14 protein-coding genes, 8 tRNA genes and 1 rRNA gene are annotated in these 18,662 nt (G+C 38.4%); 1 reads left to right on the top strand and 22 read right to left on the bottom strand.

Going from position 1 to position 18,662, the window contains the following annotated elements; all coding sequences use genetic code 11:
• Positions 1–7 precede the first annotated feature (7 nt).
• Positions 8–1,426 carry a dihydrolipoyl dehydrogenase gene (gene lpdA / locus EQJ87_RS08455; RefSeq protein WP_130124174.1) on the top strand — a complete coding sequence of 473 codons (1,419 nt, stop codon included), beginning with the start codon at positions 8–10 and terminating at the stop codon, positions 1,424–1,426.
• 113 nt (positions 1,427–1,539) lie between these two features.
• On the opposite strand, the gene recO is transcribed toward lpdA, so the two are convergent.
• The 22 genes from recO to EQJ87_RS08340 form a co-directional block, all read right to left on the bottom strand.
• A complete protein-coding gene (gene recO, locus EQJ87_RS08450; RefSeq protein WP_130124173.1) occupies positions 1,540–2,301 on the bottom strand; it encodes a DNA repair protein RecO in 762 nt (253 codons plus the stop codon).
• A gap of 189 nt (positions 2,302–2,490) precedes the next feature.
• Positions 2,491–3,666, bottom strand: a complete 1,176-nt coding sequence (locus EQJ87_RS08445) for a pyridoxal phosphate-dependent aminotransferase (protein WP_130124172.1) — start codon at positions 3,664–3,666, stop codon at positions 2,491–2,493.
• A 173-nt stretch (positions 3,667–3,839) separates the two neighbouring features.
• Positions 3,840–3,912, bottom strand: a tRNA-Lys gene (locus tag EQJ87_RS08440).
• Between the two features lie 388 nt (positions 3,913–4,300).
• On the bottom strand, positions 4,301–5,461 hold the full coding sequence (locus tag EQJ87_RS08430) for a mannitol-1-phosphate 5-dehydrogenase (RefSeq protein ID WP_130124627.1): 1,161 nt from the start codon (positions 5,459–5,461) through the stop codon (positions 4,301–4,303).
• Positions 5,462–5,592: 131 nt separating this feature from the next.
• Positions 5,593–6,024: a PTS sugar transporter subunit IIA gene (locus EQJ87_RS08425; protein ID WP_130124170.1), complete on the bottom strand. Its 432-nt coding sequence runs from the start codon at positions 6,022–6,024 to the stop codon at positions 5,593–5,595.
• Between the two features lie 53 nt (positions 6,025–6,077).
• Entirely contained in the window at positions 6,078–8,027 is a 1,950-nt protein-coding gene (locus EQJ87_RS08420) for a BglG family transcription antiterminator (RefSeq protein ID WP_130124169.1), read from the bottom strand.
• Between the two features lie 86 nt (positions 8,028–8,113).
• Positions 8,114–10,027: a PTS transporter subunit EIIC gene (locus EQJ87_RS08415; protein WP_130124168.1), complete on the bottom strand. Its 1,914-nt coding sequence runs from the start codon at positions 10,025–10,027 to the stop codon at positions 8,114–8,116.
• Between the two features lie 145 nt (positions 10,028–10,172).
• Positions 10,173–10,246: transfer RNA gene (locus EQJ87_RS08410), tRNA-Asn, on the bottom strand.
• A 5-nt stretch (positions 10,247–10,251) separates the two neighbouring features.
• Positions 10,252–10,367 (bottom strand): 5S ribosomal RNA (gene rrf, locus EQJ87_RS08405).
• A gap of 2 nt (positions 10,368–10,369) precedes the next feature.
• Positions 10,370–10,443, bottom strand: a tRNA-Ile gene (locus tag EQJ87_RS08400).
• A 13-nt stretch (positions 10,444–10,456) separates the two neighbouring features.
• Positions 10,457–10,527: transfer RNA gene (locus tag EQJ87_RS08395), tRNA-Gly, on the bottom strand.
• Between the two features lie 14 nt (positions 10,528–10,541).
• Positions 10,542–10,614: transfer RNA gene (locus EQJ87_RS08390), tRNA-Phe, on the bottom strand.
• Between the two features lie 21 nt (positions 10,615–10,635).
• Positions 10,636–10,709 (bottom strand) — tRNA-Met (locus EQJ87_RS08385).
• Positions 10,710–10,718: 9 nt separating this feature from the next.
• Positions 10,719–10,808, bottom strand: a tRNA-Ser gene (locus EQJ87_RS08380).
• Positions 10,809–10,813: 5 nt separating this feature from the next.
• Positions 10,814–10,885: transfer RNA gene (locus tag EQJ87_RS08375), tRNA-Glu, on the bottom strand.
• 255 nt (positions 10,886–11,140) lie between these two features.
• Positions 11,141–13,192, bottom strand: a complete 2,052-nt coding sequence (ftsH, locus tag EQJ87_RS08370) for an ATP-dependent zinc metalloprotease FtsH (RefSeq protein WP_130124167.1) — start codon at positions 13,190–13,192, stop codon at positions 11,141–11,143.
• Positions 13,193–13,387: 195 nt separating this feature from the next.
• Positions 13,388–13,939, bottom strand: a complete 552-nt coding sequence (gene hpt, locus EQJ87_RS08365; protein ID WP_130124166.1) for a hypoxanthine phosphoribosyltransferase — start codon at positions 13,937–13,939, stop codon at positions 13,388–13,390.
• Entirely contained in the window at positions 13,932–15,191 is a 1,260-nt protein-coding gene (gene tilS / locus EQJ87_RS08360; RefSeq protein ID WP_130124165.1) for a tRNA lysidine(34) synthetase TilS, read from the bottom strand. Before tilS ends, hpt begins: the two co-directional genes overlap by 8 nt.
• Complete coding sequence (locus tag EQJ87_RS08355; protein ID WP_130124164.1) at positions 15,188–16,504, bottom strand: serine hydrolase; 1,317 nt, start codon at positions 16,502–16,504, stop codon at positions 15,188–15,190. Before EQJ87_RS08355 ends, tilS begins: the two co-directional genes overlap by 4 nt.
• Positions 16,485–17,927: a 4-hydroxyphenylacetate 3-hydroxylase N-terminal domain-containing protein gene (locus EQJ87_RS08350; protein ID WP_130124163.1), complete on the bottom strand. Its 1,443-nt coding sequence runs from the start codon at positions 17,925–17,927 to the stop codon at positions 16,485–16,487. Before EQJ87_RS08350 ends, EQJ87_RS08355 begins: the two co-directional genes overlap by 20 nt.
• The gene (locus EQJ87_RS08345) at positions 17,927–18,271 is read right to left on the bottom strand and encodes an RNA-binding protein (RefSeq protein WP_130124162.1); all 345 of its coding nucleotides are present in this window, start codon (positions 18,269–18,271) and stop codon (positions 17,927–17,929) included. The genes EQJ87_RS08350 and EQJ87_RS08345 overlap by 1 nt, the downstream gene beginning before the upstream one ends.
• Complete coding sequence (locus tag EQJ87_RS08340; RefSeq protein ID WP_130124161.1) at positions 18,268–18,639, bottom strand: septum formation initiator family protein; 372 nt, start codon at positions 18,637–18,639, stop codon at positions 18,268–18,270. The genes EQJ87_RS08345 and EQJ87_RS08340 overlap by 4 nt, the downstream gene beginning before the upstream one ends.
• Positions 18,640–18,662: the final 23 nt, after the last annotated feature.

The following is an 18,662-nucleotide window of genomic DNA, read 5'->3' as shown; positions in this document are numbered from 1 at the left end:
ATATATTATGGTTGTTGGTGCACAAGCAACAGAAGTTGATTTGGTTGTTATTGGTTCTGGCCCTGGTGGTTATGTTGCTGCCATTCGTGCGGCTGAACTTGGTAAAAAAGTTACAATTATCGAAAAAGATAATGTCGGTGGGGTTTGTTTAAATATTGGTTGCATTCCCTCAAAAGCATTGATTAATATTGGTCACCATTATCAAGAATCTTTGGAGGCTTCGGAAAAGAAAAATCCTTTCGGACTTTCAATGAGTAAAGTAGAGCTTGATTGGGCTTCTGCTCAAAAATGGAAACAAGATAAAGTTGTCAACCAGTTGACAGGTGGCGTCAAAATGCTACTTAAAAAACACAAAGTTGACGTGATTCAAGGAACAGCAGAATTTGTTGACAATAATACAATTAATGTCGAACAAGAAGATGGTTTCCAACTTTTGCAATTTAATGATGTGATTATCTCAACTGGTTCACGTCCTATCGAAATTCCTTCTTTCCCATTTGGTGGTCGCATTATTGACTCCACTGGTGCGTTGTCACTTCCAGAAATCCCTAAACATTTGATTATTGTTGGAGGAGGAGTTATTGGGTCTGAGCTTGGTGGAGCTTACCGGATGCTCGGTTCTAAGATTACAATCGTTGAAGGATTGGATCACATCTTAAACGGTTTTGATAAAGAAATGTCTGATATCATTGCTAATCGCGTGAAATCTGCTGGTTCTGAAATCTTTACTTCAGCAATGGCTAAATCAGCTACTCAAACTGATAAAGATGTGACTTTGACGTTTGAAGTTGATGGAAAAGAACAAACAGTGACTGGTGATTACTTACTCGTCTCTGTTGGTCGTCGTCCAAATACTGATTTAATCGGATTGAACAATACTGATGTTAAGTTGACTGACCGCGGGTTGATCGAAGTTAATGAATCTTATGCAACCAATGTGCCCCACATTTACGCAATTGGTGATGTAGTGCCTGGTCCAATGCTTGCTCACAAAGCTTCTTTCCAAGCTAAAGTTGCTGCTGCTGCAATTGCTGGAGCTGAAGATGACGTCGATTTACACGTGGCTTTACCTGCTGTAGCTTATACAACTACTGAATTGGCAACTGTCGGTGAAACGCCTGAATCTGTTAAGGATCGCAAAGATGTTAAAATTTCTAAGTTCCCATTTGCAGCAAATGGGCGTGCTATTTCAATGAATGATACGACTGGTTTCTTGCGTTTGATTACTGAAAAGAAAGAGGGGGCGCTGATTGGGGCTCAAATCGTTGGTCCTGGTGCTTCTGACTTAATTTCTGGATTGTCACTGGCAATTGAAAACGGTTTGACTTCTAAAGATATTTCATTGACGATTCAACCTCACCCAACGCTTGGCGAAGCAATCATGGATACTGCTGAATTGGCTGATGGTTTGCCAATTCACGTTTAAAATTACTGACCAAAATGAAAAAAATTACTGATAAATGCGTCAGTAATTTTTTTCAGTCCTACTTTTCCACTGTGGATAAGTTTTTGGAAATATTCTTTCCGGCTTATCCACAGTTATTTCATAATATCTGCCCAGGAACCTGGCTGCATGGAGTCCAGAAACTTCTTGGCTTTCAGGTGGATGCCTACATATTCGTCATAAAGTCCGTCTATGAATTGGCGGATTTTTTCTTTTATTTCTGGCTTGAGGGAAATTTTCTGGAGTTCATTGAGCGAAATTTCTTGGAAAAGATTGACCAGATAGAGGACATTGGGATCTAAATGACTCCGACGCAAGTCTTCATCAAAGTGCCGTGAGCAAAGGCAACCACTAAATTTATAAGAAAAATCAAAGGGGCCAGAAGTTGTATGGCAAAAAGCACACTCAGAAAAATTGATTGAGACGCCAAAACGATTTAGCACCTGTAACTCAAAAATGTTGGTAATCACTTCCCTGTCAAAGCCTTGGTTGAGTAGCTCTAAACTCTGAATCAGAAAACCGTAAAGGGCTGGATCATAATGATTGTCGCTAATCGCTGCGTCAGCAAGACTGACGAGATAGGAGGCGTGAGCATTGATAAAAATATCGCTGCTGACTTGCTTGTAGGTGGAGATTTCGCTGACGTCCTCGATAAAAGAAAAGCCCTCGTCATTAATTGTCGCTTTCAGCTGAGCGCTCGTAAAGGGCTGTAAACTGCTGGCATAGTGCGATTTTCCAAAATTTCTGACGAAAAACATTCGCTTACCGAAAGACTCTGTGAAAATTTTGACTAACTTATCTTTTTCTTTGTAATTTCGGCTGTACATTACCAAACCGCGCGTTTCAGCATCCCGCATGATTTTTCCTCCTCAAAATTTTCGATATTTTTAAAAATTACATCAGTAACTCAGCACACTTTGGCTGACTTTTCTTTAATTATAACAGAAAAATTGCTGACAAGATTTTCGTCAGCAATTTCTCTGGCTTTTTTGACTGAAAAAATTTACGTCAGCATTTTCTCTGAGCATTTTTACTGACGTGATGCATTAGCGACGCACTTTTGCGACATAATCAGTCAGACGTACCATTGCCTGTTCAATGACTTCCATTGAAGCCGCATAAGACAAGCGGACAAAGCCTTCGCCGTACTGACCAAAGGCGATTCCAGGAATAATAGCTACCGCATTTTTTTGAGCAAAATCCACACAGAATTTGAAGGAATCTTGTTCCAAATCTGCAGGAATTTTTGCAAAAATATAGAATGCGCCGTCAGGTTCTATGATTTTAAATCCAAGTGCTGTCATTTTTTCGATGATAAAATCGCGCCGTTTCAAATATTCGCCTCGCATTGGCAAAGCGTCATCAGCACCATTTTTTAGAGCCTCAATCGCCGCAAACTGTGACTGTGTAGAGGCTGAAGTCACCAAATACTGATGTGTTTTGATGATTTGCGCCACCAATTCACGCGCAGCAAAAATTAAACCAATCCGCCAACCTGTCATCGCGTGCGATTTTGACAAACCGTTGAGGACAATGGTTTGTTCAGGGGCATACTCAGCAATTGATACGTGCGTATTCGGAGTATAATTCAGCTCAGAGTAGACCTCATCGGCAATGACAAAAACCTCATGACGTTTCACAACCTCAGCCAAAGCCGAAATTTGCTCCCGCGTATAAGTGACCCCTGTCGGATTAGCTGGATAATTCAAAATCACAGCTTTGACTTTTTCACCACGCGCGACAAGCGCATTTTCAAGCATCTCAGGCGTCAAAACAAAATCATTGGCTCTTGTGTCAATTTCAACCAAACTTCCACCAGCAAGCGTAATCAAAGGCTCATAGCCCGGATAAGCCGGCGCAGGAATCAAAACCTCATCTCCCGCCACCAAAATGGAAAGTAAAACACTTGAAATCGCCTCTGTCACCCCAACAGTTACTAAAATTTCATCTTCAGCAGCATAGCTCAAGCCATATTTTTTCGCCATAAATTCACTGGCCGCTTGACGCAATTCCAGCAGACCCGCCATTCCCGTGTAATGGCTCTGGTTGTTTTCAATCGCCGCAATCCCTGCCTGTTTAACGTGTTCAGGCGTGTAAAAATCAGGCTCACCCAAGGTTAATTTGATAATATCAGGAATACTTGACACCTGCTGATCAAACTGCCGAATTAGCGAAATCGCAATTTTATCTAAATTCGGGTTAAATTTTTTCAATAAATCCATTATATTTCCTCCAATGAAAATCCAAGCAAAATTGTTTATTCTATTATAGCGCTTTTTCAGAAAATTTCCACTTTTGAGAAGAGAATTTACTGACGTAAATCCCAAAACAAATCCGTCAGTAAATTCTCTAACAAAAAAAACACATCTCTTCAATAAAGATGTGTCCTAGTTTATGCCCCCTGTAGGACTCGAACCTACGACCCATAGATTAAGAGTCTACTGCTCTACCAACTGAGCTAAGGAGGCTTTTTTATCAGTAATTTTCAAAACTTACTTTATTATTGTACGCCTTTTCATTGAAAAATGCAAGAATTTTTATCGTTCCAAATCCAAATCTCTCGCCGAAAAAACAACACAAAAAACACTGATTGAATGCCGTATGCTCCTTCACGTATTGAACCCGCTAAAACGCTAGGTGGGTGTTCTCGCTTCGTATCAGCTTCCCCTACTTTCGTTCGAGGTATTACGCTACCGAATGTCTCATGAACCCCGATGCAATACAAATATAGTCGGTCAAAAAAAAGAAAGAGCTCGCACATTCCAGTGCTTTTCTATGCTTCTATATTACCATTTTAAACTTAACATTTCAAGTGGAAACGGTTTATTTTTTACTTAATTATAACAAAACAAAATTTTAAAACTTTGTATATTTCCCTACAATTGCTTCGATTTCTCCAAGAATTTTGGGACTAGATAGCCCTGTCACTTCCTTGATAACTTTTGAAAGTTCCCCTGTCGCTAATCTTTCTTGAAGTTCCACCGCTTGATCATCATTGTCATCTTTATAAGCAAAAATCTTCCCAACCACATCTAAATGAGCACTATAATCAAGACCCCGATCATTTAGCTCCCGAATTGGACGAATAAAACGTTCATCATAACCAAGTTTACGAATCGGTGTCCGTCCTACACGCGTCACCTCATCAATAATTTCAGGATTTTTAAAGCGCGAAATAATGACTTGATGATAATCAATAAGACTTTCTTCAGTAAAATATTCCCCCCATTTTGCCAAAAGTAAGGCCCGCGTCTCCACTTGAACAGCCTTTAGTGCATCAACTACCTCCACGTCTTGTAAACCCTCCAAAATTGTTTTATAACCCTTATAAGCACTGTTATAAGCCACTGTCGCATGACCTGAGTTTACAGAGAAAAGTTTACGCTCAATAAATGGTTCAAGGTTTGTCGCATAATGAGCACCTTCAAGTTTAAAACTTGTGTTTTTAAGCTGACTTTCATCAATTACCCACTCGCGAAAAGGCTCGACTTCAACATAAAGCACATCTTCATGACGTTGCCCTGGAACAATACGATCAACTGCCGCATTGGGAAATCCGATGTACTCAGCAACATATGCTCGATCCTCATCTGATAAATATTCTGCTACTTTCCCACCCAAAAATTCAGAACCACCAATCATATTTTCACAAGCCAGAAAATCCAAAGGATTTTGATTACCTGCTTGTTTGCGCGCGTGAATCCCTTTAGCAATAAGCTCAGCAATATAAGGTAAGATAGTTGGTCCAATCGCTGTCGTCACAATATCAGCTTCAGCAATGGCTTGTACAACCTCTTCAGGATTTTTTCCATTATTAATCCCAGAAACACCTGAGACACTGATTTTCTCATGCTCCGGACTTGCAATACCAATCTCATAACCATGGCGTTCATTAAGTGCATCAATTACCGCTGCATTCATATCAACAAAAATAACTTCAAAGTCATTTTTACTAAGAATTTCTCCAATAAATCCACGACCAATATTGCCCGCACCAAAATGTACTGCTTTTTTCATCATACTTCTCCTTGAATTGATAATTATTAAGTCAGTCCCGCTAGGAACAACCCAATTGTAAGCTTTTACATTTCGAGCGTAAATAAAGAAAATGACACGAACAATCGTGCCATTTTTTATTTATTTAAAGTTTATTCAGCAAAATATCCAGCGACTTCATCCACTGTTTGAGCATCAGCAAGCTTTACAACATTGTCAACATCTGCACAAAAAATAGAAATTTTTTGAATCAAATCCAGATGTTCATTCCCCACCCCAGCAATACCAAATAATACCGTTGCGACTTTAGGATTATTGTCTGTTCCAAAATTGACTCCACGCGGCACTTGGACAATTGCAATCCCTGTTTTTAGAACTTCCTTTTTCGCATCATCCGTTCCATGAGGAATCGCAATAAAGTTGCCCATATACACCGACAAATCTTTGTTCCGTTGAATCATGGCTGGGACATACTCCGCTGTTACATGACCTCCTGAAACTAACAACTCTCCACAAAATTCGATTGCCTCTTCTTTTGTCTCAAAATTTTGATTGAGTCTAATTAAATTTTTTTGAACTTCCATTGTTTTCCTTTCTTTATTTACTGTATTTACAGGGGTTTACAATACTTGTAAACCTAATCTCCATACGTTTTTATTGCTTCTGTGATGATTTGTCTCAAAAGCTCTCTAATCACTTCTTCATTTCCTGAATTATAAATTGTTGTATACAGTTTATTCTCAATGATTGAACTTGAAATTTTACCCAATAAATAGGCAACATAGTCTGGAACCTTTGGAGGTGCCAACAATAACAAGCTTCGTTTGATTTTAAGGAGCTTTCGATTCATCCCTATAACTTCCAGTTCTTCACTCAAATCATAAATTTTAAAAATTGGAGTCTTTATATAAGAATGGACACCATGGAACAAAGCAATCTCAGTTTCAGGAATAGCCAAGTGCGTTTCTTGAAAACGGGTTTTTATCAAATTTACCAATTCCCCCGAATCGTCTGGATTTACATCATGAATAATTTGAGTAACTACATCTGATAATACAGCTTTATTAGTAATTTTTTTAATCTCAAATCCTTTTACCAAAGCATTTCCCACAATAAATAACGCGTTGAGGTCAATAAAATCTTTTTGCACCTCATCCTCATCAAGCCTAAGAACCTTCTTATTTTGCTGTATTTCTCGCAGTTTCTGTCGTAGTCCATCAAGGTTTTTTTGATCCATCATCCGACTAACATAAAGATAATTCAGTTCTTTTTCTGTAGTAAAAATCACATCATACTTACTTTTTTCAAATTTCATAGAACTTTGAATTAATTCTATTTTTTTCAAAAAAGGAAAATTTTTACGTAAATCACTCATCAAAAACTCACAAGAAATAAGCCCCTCGCTCGTAACCAAAGCTGCTCTCAAAGGCCTGACAAGATCACTTCTTTCCAAAGTTGCTACAAAATGCAGAGTAACATAAGCAAATTCAATCTCTGAAAATCGTTTCTTAAAAACTTCCGTTAACGCAACTTTGACAGCTTTATAAATTTTCTGATTATCTATTTCTATTTTTTTGATAAAATCATTTTGTTTTTCAGAAAAAAGAGTTGGAAGAATATCACTTTCTTTCAGATGAGCATAAAGCAATCCATACAAACGATCGTCTTTACCAAATTTTATTTCAAGTATCGTGGAGACCTGATCAATCAGTTGACGAATTTTATACGAAAAATCTGTATCAAATTTTTCCATGAATAAAATATCACGTCCAAATCCAAAGTATAAAATATCATAAATACTTGCTAGATAAACAATTTCTCCAATTGTAAACCCCTTTATTGGCACCTTAGTCAGCAGATGATTAACGAAATTTAAAGCTTTTTTGCTAGGCTGGTATCCTTTCATTCCCGCATCAGCAACTACCGTTTGCTTTCTATCCAATCGTAGCAAGGCAGCGGTGAGGAAAAGCTGCATCAATACCCGTACCTTATCTGTTAATCCTTCTGGTAAATCACTGTCTTCAAAAGCTACGTGAGCGATATTAAATTTCTCTAAATCCAATATCTCTAAAACTTTATTCTCAGAAAAATTAGCTGTCAGTAACTCTTGAATCGAACAAGAATTATAAATACTTGAGACAAGAACTGATCGGATATTTTCCTCTCGCCCCTTAATTTTCAAACCACGCTCCCGCTCTAAAATAAGTTCACTTTCCAATAACACCTGCTCAATTTGTCGTAAATCATTAGTTGCTGTTGGCTGACTTATCCCAAAGTATTCAGTGATAGAGATGATAGATGCTTTATTTTCGATTAAAAAAAGGAGCTCGCCATTCAGACGTTCGATTACTGAGTACTCCACTAATTCACGAGCTTCTTCAAGCTGCTGCAAATCTCCCCTTAAAAAATAACCATCCGCTGAGTTTTCAAGAGTAATTTCTAAAGGTAAAGATTCTTGCAATTTTTCAAGATCTCGATAAAGCGTCCTTCGACTCGTTCCAGTCAGCTCTATCATCTCGGAAATCGTGAGTTTACCTTTTTTTAGAAAATGTTGAATCAATTTCTGCTCACGACTCGTTACAAACATAGTTTTTCCTTTTTATCGTTGCAATCTTTCTACCAGTTATTCTATAATATGCCTCTATTAATAAATTCATAACTAACATTCTTTAGTTATTTATTCATTCGATTGACCATATTAAGGTACTCTGGCGTCGTGATTAAACTTTCCACTGATAAATGTTGAGCATTAGGAGCTTTGGATTTCGCTATTGTTGTAAATTCTTCTGATGTTACAACTACAATGTTGCTTGCGTTAAAAGCACCCAATCCCGTAAATTCAACATCAGAAACGGGTATTTTGACATCATGTGTTTGGAAAATTGCTTGCAAAGTTTCTTTTCCCATAGTACTTGAGCCAATATGAGCATCATCATGAGCAAAAACAACCTCGTCAATCTGATTCAAATCAATATCATCGGTGCTAGCTTCTTCATGAAGCACCTTTTTCTTATTGTTTTCTTCATTATTACCTGCTAAACTTCCTATAATTTCATCATAACGTGGTGAATTAAGGAAATTAACCACAGAATATCGTATTGCACAAGGAGCCATTGTAGCGGCTCTTGGAGCAAGTTCGTCTTGAGTCACTACAATTGTGTCAGGGCCAGCTTTTAAGTTAGCAATCGCAACATTAGTCACATCTTGTGACAGTCCAGCTTTCTTAGCTTTATTGCGTAAAATGGACGCACCCATTGCACTTGAGCCCATACCAGCATCACAAGCAAATATGATATGCTTTATATTAGTAAAATCAACAGAAACGTCATTTGTAGTAGGCGTCTGTCCTTTACTAATAGCTTTATCTGCAGCAACCTCTTCTTTAGCTACATCAAATGAGTCGTCTGTCATCGACTTATCACGTTTAAGAATGAAGGAGGCAACAATAAACGACACCCCTGCAGCGACAATAACGCCTGCATAGACAGATAGCAAGTTGCCTAATCCTCCAGCACCTTTTCCAGCAGCCATAGCCGTAATAGAAATGATTGAGCCAGGTGCAGCAGGTGCAATCAGACCAGAATTCAATAAACTATTTGTTGTTGTTCCAGCAACACCTCCAGCCATTACAGCAAGAAAAAGAGCTGGTTTCATCATGACATATGGAAAATAGATTTCGTGGATACCACCCACAAAGTGAATCAGAGCCGCGCCTGGTGCTGTAGCTTTGGCTGATCCCTTACCAAAAAACATAAAAGCAAGTAAAATACCAAGACCTGGTCCAGGATTAGCCTCTAACAGGAATAAGATTGATTTCCCATGCGTAGCGACTTGTTCAAGCCCGATTGGTGTCAAGACCCCATGGTTAATCGCATTATTCAAAAACAAAATTTTTGCTGGTTCGATGAAGAGATTGGCTAGTGGAATCAGATGTTCTGTTACTAAAAAGTTAACTCCAGCTGTTAAAATATTCATCAAGCCTTCAATAGCAGGCCCAAAAACTTTTAAGCTAAGAATTAACATCAAACCAGCGATAATACCGCCTGAAAAATTATTAACTAACATTTCAAAACCGGTTTTGATGTGTGGTTGCACCCATGCATCAAATTTTTTTACAATCCAAGCAGTCAAAGGACCCAGAATCATTGCACCTAAAATCATTGGAATATTTGTTGATACCACTTCCATATGACCTGGCTGAATCATTCTTGTACCATCTGTGCCAATATACAATTGAGCTGTGGTCACAGCATTTTTAACATGGTGCAAGCTATCCATTTGTAAGCCACCATAATGGACAGAAGCTGTTGCGATAATGGCACCGAATGTCGCGATAGCCCCCACAACTCCTCCACGAATATCATAGACATTTTTTCCTCCAACAAAAGCAATTGCCGTTGGAATCAAAAAAGTTAAAACGGGAGTCACAACCGTAGCAATTGTCGCATTAGGAGTGAATCCGGCAGGAATAAAGAACGCTGTAATGAGACCCCAAGCAATTAAGATTGGGATGTTGGGCATTACCATATTGGATAGTGCTGTACCAACCTTTTGCACACGCACTTTTAAACTGACTGTTTCTGTCATTTTAGGCTCCTTTATTTAATAAACATAAGCCTATTGTAACCGCCACCAACAAAACTGTAAATAAAAATCTTGACACAACAAAGTGTGTCAAGATTTCTTAATTTATATTGTAAAATAAAAAAATCACCCTTAGGTGATTTAAATACTGCGGATGTCAGACTCGAACTGACGACATCATGATTAACAGTCATGCGCTACTACCAACTGAGCTAATCCGCAATCAAACTTGGCATCGACCTTATCTCCCAGGGGGCAACCCCCAAGTACTTCCAGCGTAGTAGGACTTGACTTCTGTGTTCGACATGGGAACAGGTATATCTCCTACACAATAAATACCAAATATGGGAATTCCAGGATTCGAACCTGGGACCCCTGCGTTATCAACACAGTGCTCTAACCAACTGAGCTAAACTCCCAAAATATAAACGAAGCGGATGACGAGAATCGAACTCGCGTAGCCAGCTTGGAAGGCTGGGGTTCTACCATTAAACTACATCCGCATAGTAAAATGTAATGGCGCGAGACGGAATCGAACCGCCGACACATAGAGCTTCAATCTATTGCTCTACCAACTGAGCTACCGAGCCATATCAAATATTCAATTGAAATTGCGGGAATAGGATTTGAACCTATGACCTTCGGGTTATGAGCCCGACGAGCTACCTAGCTGCTCCATCCCGCGATAATTTAAAGGAGGATGTGGGATTCGAACCCACGCGCGACTCTCATCGCCTGACGGTTTTCAAGACCGTTCCCTTCAGCCGGACTTGGGTAATCCTCCAAATATAGTCCGTACGGGATTCGAACCCGTGTTACCGCCGTGAAAAGGCGGTGTCTTAACCCCTTGACCAACGGACCATATGTTTGTTGTGCTGTCTCAAACAGTACTTTTCTATTATACACTATTTTTATTTTTTGTCAAGAATAAACTATGTTACTCTTTTCAAAGCTTTTAGAAAATAGTGTTTAAAGAAAACATCTCTCTCAATCGACAACTATTTAATTATATCAAAATTATATTTTTTGTCAAGAATAAACTGATTATTCTCCCAAAAAATTTATCTACTCTAGACAATAAGCACTTTTTTCTCATATAAATAAAGAAAAACAGCCTTATTCGGCTGTTTCACTCTCTGTTTGTTCAGAATCTTTTTGTTCATCATCAAAAATATGAATATTTGAGAAGTCGTTAGCATCAGATAATGACTCTTCAAATGTTTTTGGTTCTGGAACTTCTGCTGCCGCTGCTTCATCAGGCATTTTACCTGTTTTAAAGAGTGACATAATTTGTTTCGCATCAAGTGTTTCGTATTTAAGCAATGCCTCTGCAATAGCTTTGTGTTGCTCACGGTGTGTTTCAATTGCTTCTTTAGCACGATCGTAAGCTTCACCGAGAATGCGGCGTACTTCATCATCAATCATCACAGCAGTTGCTTCTGAATAATTCTTGGTTTGACCATAGTCGCGACCAATAAAGACTTGATGGTCTCCTTCATAAGATACCATACCAAGTTTCTTAGACATACCATATTCAGTGACCATTGAACGAGCAATGTGTGTTGCTTTTTCGATGTCGTTTGATGCTCCTGGAGTAGCTACACCAAAGACAATTTCTTCACCAAGTCGTCCACCCATAAGGCTGGCAAGTTGGTCTTGGAGATGGAAATTAGTTGGTTGCATGATTTCTTCATCTGGAAGAGCAAGCATATAACCACCGATGCGTCCACGGGGAACAACGGTAACTTTACGGACAGTAGAACCATTTTCAAGAACGAGTCCAACGATAGCGTGACCTGCTTCGTGGTAAGCCACGATTTCACGTTCGCGCATTGATTGAATGCGGTCTTTCTTAGCTGGACCAGCCATTGCACGGTCCATCCCTTCATCAATGTCAGCCGCGTTGATTTCTTTTTTATTTTGACGGGCAGCAACAAGAGCCGCTTCGTTCAAAATATTTTCCAAATCAGCTCCAACATAACCTGGGGTTTGGGTAGCTACGGTATGAAGATCAACATCACTTCCCAAAGGTTTATTTTTAGCATGGACTTTTAGTACGGCTTCACGTCCCTTAACATCTGGTGCTCCAACCAAAACTTTACGGTCAAAACGCCCTGGACGCAAAAGTGCTGGGTCAAGAACATCTGAACGGTTGGTTGCAGCAATGACAATTACTGAGTTTTCATTATCTTGGAAACCATCCATCTCAACGAGCAATTGGTTGAGGGTTTGTTCACGTTCATCGTTACCACCACCTAAACCAGCACCACGTTGGCGACCTACTGCGTCAATTTCATCAATGAAAATGATTGACGGAGCGGTTTTCTTAGCATTTTCAAAAAGATCACGAACACGTGAAGCACCAACACCGACGAACATTTCGACAAAGTCAGAACCAGAAATGCTATAGAATGGCACGCCTGCCTCCCCTGCGACAGCTTTGGCAAGCAAAGTTTTACCTGTACCTGGAGGGCCTTCAAGAAGTACACCCGCAGGAATACGAGCGCCTAAATCGTGATATTTTTTCGGATTTTTAAGGAAATCAACAACTTCTACAAGCTCTTGTTTTTCTTCTTCAGAACCTGCAACATCGGCAAAACGAACTTTTGATGTTTTACCATCTTGTTGTTTAGCACGAGATTTACCGAAGGACATTGGGTTTCCACCGCCGCCACCGCCGCGATTCATTCCACCCATCATCAACCAAAATACACCGACAAACAGGAGCATTGGGATGATGTATGAAAGAATTTGAACCCACATTCCACTAGATGATGCTTGGATAACGCTAACTTTTACATCGTTATCTTTAGCAGTATTTTGAATTTCTTTAACAATACTATCCGTTGGAATGATATAAGCTTGAAACTGTTTAACTTCTGTTGTTGAGTTACCTAAAAGTGGGAAACTACCTGCATTATCTACTTTTACAGGTTTTTTATACTCACCTGTAACGGTAATCAGGCTATCTGAAGGTTGCATTGTGACTGTTTCAATATCATCGTTGCCAAGTTTAGTCATCAACTGTGAATAGCTGATTTTATCCACATTTGAGTGATTATTGCTGAAGAAGAAATTGAAACCGACAACAACAACAATAGCCAATATCACCCACATCAAGATATTTTTTACAAAATTTCCTTGTCTTGGTTGTTTGTTGTTATTCATATTTTCCTTATCTTTTTATTTATTTGTTATTGATTTTTATCAAATTCTAATGCTAGAAGATTTTCTGATTATTCAATAACAGCTTATTACCTAGTTATAGCATATTTCTAAGTGGATTGCTAATAGTAAGTATTGGTCAAAGATTTTTTCATACTTTAGTCTGAGAAAACTTTCTGTCTACTTTGTTGAGCTAAATTATTTATTGTAAACTTCAGGTTTCAAAACACCTACATATGGAAGATTACGATAGTTTTCATCGTAGTCCAAGCCAAAACCAACAACAAACTCGTTTGGAATTGTGAAGCCAGAATAGTCTGGTTTAATTTCGACAATTCTTCCTTCTGGTTTATCAAGGAGTGTAACGATTTTAACTTTTGCACCACGGTGTTCCAGTAACTCTTTGAGGTATTTCAAAGTCCGACCTGTATCAATAATATCCTCAACAATAAGAATATCACGATCTCTAACCACTGTATCAACATCCAAAATCAATTTTACTTCACCTGATGATTTTGTCCCGCCATGGTAACTTGACACAGTCATGAAGTCTGTTTCCAAATGGCAGTCAATATGCTTGATCAACTCTGCTAGAAATGGAACTGACCCACGAAGAATTCCTAATACTAAGGGATTTTTTCCCTCATAATCTTTAGTTAATATTGCTCCAAGTTCTTTGGATTTTTCAATAATTTCTTTTTCTGAAACCAGTACTTTCTCGATTGTTTTATCAAGATTCTTTTCAAGCATGGTGTATTTCCTCTCTTATACTGGGTTTAACCCATAATATTCTTTTAATTTTACCATTTTTAGCGGCTTTACTCAAATCAGAGCATACCACTCCAACAATTGCATAAAGTCTTTTTTCTACAAAAATGAGTGAGTTTTCCCTTTTTTCCAATGGAATGTGGTTATCAATAAAAAATTTACGTAGTTTTTTGTGGTGTCCATTGATTAAAATTTTATCACCTGGTTGACGTTTTCTAATCTCAATTTCACCTTTTTCTGGTAAGTAAATCTCCATAAAACTTTCATCTCTAGGATTTTCAGTGAGGATGATAAGCTCTTTTTCTAAATTTACTTGCTTTTTTTCAATATAGAACTGTACATCTGTTTTGATGAAATCGAAATCTTTATTGAACGGTTCATGATATTGTTGAGAACGATTGATGATATGGAGCAGCTCAGAAAACTTTTTCTTGCTTATTTTTACTTCTGGAAATTGAGCAAAATAAGCTTGTAAAATAAAGTGTTGCAAGGCTTCTGATTGACTAAGAAATTGTTTTGTTGTTATTTTTTTTCCCAAAATATCAAGCTCTGAAATCTTATCTGAAATAACACACATAGCTTGTTTTATCTCATCAGTCAAGTCCATCATCGCTTCTGAAAAACGAGGGTTTTCTTTAGTCAATTCTGGAATGAGTTGATTGCGTACCCTGTTGCGAAAGTAGGCTGTTCCTTGATTGGTTTGATCTTCAAAAAAATAGGGCGCATCTAACTCTGATTTGTCAAAACTTAATAAAGGTCGAATCAATTCTCCGCTGGCGAATGGTTGTCGTTCAGCAATTCCTTGTAAACTTCTCAAAGGCCTGCCTGTGATTTCTCTCATCAGCACAGTCTCAACAACGTCACCTTTATGATGAGCTGTTACAATTGCTGTGTAGCCATTTTCAATCATTATTTTTTCAAAAAAATGATAGCGAAATTCACGAGCTTTCTTTTCTGTAAACCCTCCTGTAAACTTGTCAACATAAATTGAAACTTCTTTATCTTTAGCAAGCTCTCTCAGCTTCTCTTCTTCAAAATTTGATACTTTTCGCTGCCCGTGATTGATATGTGCAATACCGAGTTCAATCTGTAAATTTTCCTTTAAATCATAGAGCCAATTAAATAGGGTCATCGAGTCTTGACCACCCGATAAGGCAATTAAGACTTTTGAATGGTCAGAAAAATAAGCATTCGTTTCACATTCTTTTAAGAACTTAAGTTGAGCTGGTGTCATTTCATCACTCCATAAATGTCTTGTGATATTTTTTGAATTTGTTCATCAGTTGCTCCTTGAGTTTCAATAACAAGGAGATATGGTTCTGAGGTAAAGATGATGGCCGCATCGTGATTGTCATTGTCTGCTCCACCTATTTTGTGAGCAACAGGAACGTTTTGTGGAATAGCGGCTCTGATTTTTACATCATCAAATGAGGTGTTAAACAGAGCATTGAAAGCCGCACCACCTTCATTGTAGAGTGCCTCTAATACTTTTCCAACCATTTGGGCTGAGGCTTGACGCTCTTTGGGATTCCATGGGCTTCCTGCAATTTGAGTGATTTCGTTTTGATAAGTGGCACTAAACTGCTGAGTTTCATAGTAAGCCAACATATTGCTCCCAACATTGTCTGAAAGTTTCGCCGTGCGGTTGATGATATCTTGAAGACTATAAGATTTATTGTCTGCTGTCTTGGGGAGATTACCTGTCCCCTCTGGTTGGTAGCTGCCATAAAAAGTGTTGATTGATGTCGTATACAAAAGCTGATCATTGAGTGAAGCTTTGCCGTCATTAAGCTGTTTTTGCGTCCAATAGAGAATCGGCAATTTTGATAAGCTTGCAGAATACATTTTTTCATTTTGATTGATACCGGCTGTAAAGTCATTGTCAATTTGTTTGACATAAATCGAGTATTTTTTGTTGTTATATTTTTCGTTAAGTAGAGCTTGAACTTGCTGTAGCTTTGGATTTTCTAAAGAGATATCTTTTTCTGATATCCATCCTTTTTGGCCATTACTCAATGATATTTCATAGTATTTTCCCCAATATGTTTGAGCAATTTTATCGGATAAAAGTTCTTGGTTGCCTTTTAAAACGGATAAAACTTGATTATCATAGGTTGTAACTGGGTTGTAAAAGACGTTGACAGACTTATTGGTATAAAGGGTTTGCTGCTTTGGTTCTCGAGAGAGGGGCACATCAGAGATAACGTCTTTTTTATCCGCGGAAATATAATTCCCGTTTTTTAGCTTAAAAGCTTTCCCTGTAACTTCGGTGATGTCCAACTGAGTTTTCTGTGGAATATTCCCATTTACTTTGGTTAACTCGGCATCACTGTAGGTCTGTAAGTCTTTGTAAGCAACGGCTCTTTCGGGGAGGCTTGTCCATAACTTATTTTCAACTAATTTGTCTGCTACAACAACATTTCCATGTTTAGAGGATTGTTTTTCTGTATTTTTTTGAAATTTTGGAAATGCAAAAAAGCTTGGGATGAGCATCAAGAGCATCACCAAGCCTACACCGATATTGAATTTATTTCTGAGTTTTTGCATGATTTAAAACCTTATCCAACATTTGATGAGCAGTTTTTAGATCTGCTGTCTGCCAGTGCATATTTTTGATCCACATCGGATTCCCTCCGTGGAGAAATTCATAAGTTCGTTGACGTTGTCCAAATGACTCTCCTGTGATATCCCAGGCTAAGTTCAATAATAATGCACGATCTTGAGCATCGATCAAGGGACTTGTCATACTCGCTTTTAGAATCTCTGCAATCTCAGCATTTTCAAATTCACGAAAATCTGGAACACCGACGACCGAACCACTTGACAGTTCGGCAATGACCCGTAAGGCTTCGTCATAATAGTGAGTTAAACTTGCACGTACAGCCAGCAAAACTTGCATATTTGGTGTTAAAACGCCATTTTCCATCTGAGCAGTGACTTCACTAGCAATAATGCTTGATTTAATCATTTCTAGATTGACCGTGAGGCTTCCCAGCATTTCTTGAACGCGTATGAATCCTGTCAATCCTAGTTTTTCAGCAAGACGAATCGCCAAAGCAGTGACAAATTCTAATTTGACAAAGCCGCGTACTTCGTCTTGATGGGCAGTGTGAACGAAAAATCCTGAGGCTGGAAAGAAAGCATTTGATTTTTCTACTGAGCCACAAACAAATAGATTTTCATTCGGGACAAAAACATCATCCAAGATAATAAAGGCGTCCATTTCATCAAAAAGACCTGATAATGGATAGTCTTTCAGTGAAAATTCTTCTTTCATGGTTGGTTTCCGGCAGACCATCTTCACACCGTCTGTCGCTAGGGGAAGTGAAAATGCGAGGGCAAACTTACTGTCAACCTCTTGTAAACCTGGTAAATTAAACACAAGCAATTCATCAGCAAGAGGAGCTAAAGTGTTGACCTGCTTGGCTCCACGAATGATTACACCATCTGGTCGTTCTTCTTTAATCCAAACTGCGGCGAATTCTTGACCTTCATCAAGTAATTCTGTCAATCCTTTTTGGCGATCAACTTGTGGATTTTGAATGGCGTGTGAAATAAACAAATCATTTTCTTTGACTCTTTTGGCCCAATCACGCGCATTTTGTGCATAATCTGTCCGCTCATCTTTTTCTAAAACATCTGCGTAATAATCCAAAATGGCGACACCCGTGTCAATAAAATCTGGCGTTCTTCCCAAAAATCCATAAGATTCACGAGCAATCTGTTCATAAATTTTGCGCTTATGGGCTAAATCGTCAACGGTTTTTGGTGGCATGAACAAAATCGAACGTTGCTCGCCGTTTTCGTCAGTGTAAAGGTAAGTTTCTGGGTCTTCTTCTTGCAGTTCGTAGTAGCGTTGAACAATTTTCAAAGTTCTCGCAAAAACTGGCTCTGCTGCCATATCCTCAACTTTTTTCCCACGATAAAAAACGGCACGTCCGTCGTTTAGATTTCCATTTTTAGTTGTCATTATCTGATTTCCTTATTTAGTTCTTGCAGCTTTTGGAGGGCTTGCTCGCTCTTTTCCAAAAAAGTACCATAGGTACTTTTGAAATTTTTTTCTTGATAAACAAGGTCTATTTTGCCATTCTCATGTTCTTTTTCAATACTTATGCCTATCAAATCACCAATTTGAATCTTGGGTAAGCCTTTTGGCACCGCTGACCAGCGCAATAAACCGACTTTTTTACTGACGGAATTTTCGTCAGCATTTTCTCTGAGAATTTTTACTGACGGATTGATTAAATCATTTTCGTCAGCAATAATTCTCACAAATAAACCAAAACGAGTCACATTTTCAACTTGTCCAATCATGGTTTTGCTCCACCAATCAAGGGATTGTTAGTGTCAAAAACTTTTTCATCACTTTGTGAAAATTCTTGTCCTTGTGAACGCGCGAATTTTTGCAAATAAAGGGGATTTTGCAGTTTGGTAATTTCTTGTTTTTTGGTATTCACTTCAGCGGATAAGCTTTGATATTGCTTTTTCGCGGTTTGTTCCAGCGCAACTTGCTTTTGCAAATTTTCATAAGATTTTATCAAACTCATGCTAGCCAGACTAAAAAGTAAGATTGCAATGACTAGAATAAAGCCCAAGTGCTTTCTTTTTGGTGCTGGCACAACTGCTTTCTGCTTCTTTTTTTGAATATATTCGTTATCTAATTGAATGATTTGTTTAGCCATTGAATCCTCCTATCTGCTGGTTT

Origin of the sequence: Lactococcus sp. S-13, assembly GCF_004210295.1 — a bacterium.
Lineage (GTDB): Bacteria > Bacillota > Bacilli > Lactobacillales > Streptococcaceae > Lactococcus.
This window is presented reverse-complemented; position numbering and strand designations above follow the sequence as displayed.

What these genes read in the sequence shown, in the direction of transcription:
- tilS (WP_130124165.1), bottom strand. Translation starts at nt 15,191, where the DNA reads ATGACACCAGCTCAACTTAAGTTCTTAAAAGAATGTGAAACGAATGCT.
- EQJ87_RS08425 (WP_130124170.1), bottom strand. Translation starts at nt 6,024, where the DNA reads ATGGAAGTTCAAAAAAATTTAATTAGACTCAATCAAAATTTTGAGACA.
- EQJ87_RS08445 (WP_130124172.1), bottom strand. Translation starts at nt 3,666, where the DNA reads ATGGATTTATTGAAAAAATTTAACCCGAATTTAGATAAAATTGCGATT.
- EQJ87_RS08355 (WP_130124164.1), bottom strand. Translation starts at nt 16,504, where the DNA reads ATGCAAAAACTCAGAAATAAATTCAATATCGGTGTAGGCTTGGTGATG.
- ftsH (WP_130124167.1), bottom strand. Translation starts at nt 13,192, where the DNA reads ATGAATAACAACAAACAACCAAGACAAGGAAATTTTGTAAAAAATATC.
- EQJ87_RS08345 (WP_130124162.1), bottom strand. Translation starts at nt 18,271, where the DNA reads ATGATTGGACAAGTTGAAAATGTGACTCGTTTTGGTTTATTTGTGAGA.
- EQJ87_RS08350 (WP_130124163.1), bottom strand. Translation starts at nt 17,927, where the DNA reads ATGACAACTAAAAATGGAAATCTAAACGACGGACGTGCCGTTTTTTAT.
- hpt (WP_130124166.1), bottom strand. Translation starts at nt 13,939, where the DNA reads ATGCTTGAAAAGAATCTTGATAAAACAATCGAGAAAGTACTGGTTTCA.
- EQJ87_RS08430 (WP_130124627.1), bottom strand. Translation starts at nt 5,461, where the DNA reads ATGAAAAAAGCAGTACATTTTGGTGCGGGCAATATTGGTCGTGGATTT.
- EQJ87_RS08340 (WP_130124161.1), bottom strand. Translation starts at nt 18,639, where the DNA reads ATGGCTAAACAAATCATTCAATTAGATAACGAATATATTCAAAAAAAG.
- lpdA (WP_130124174.1), top strand. Translation starts at nt 8, where the DNA reads ATGGTTGTTGGTGCACAAGCAACAGAAGTTGATTTGGTTGTTATTGGT.
- recO (WP_130124173.1), bottom strand. Translation starts at nt 2,301, where the DNA reads ATGCGGGATGCTGAAACGCGCGGTTTGGTAATGTACAGCCGAAATTAC.
- EQJ87_RS08415 (WP_130124168.1), bottom strand. Translation starts at nt 10,027, where the DNA reads ATGACAGAAACAGTCAGTTTAAAAGTGCGTGTGCAAAAGGTTGGTACA.
- EQJ87_RS08420 (WP_130124169.1), bottom strand. Translation starts at nt 8,027, where the DNA reads ATGTTTGTAACGAGTCGTGAGCAGAAATTGATTCAACATTTTCTAAAA.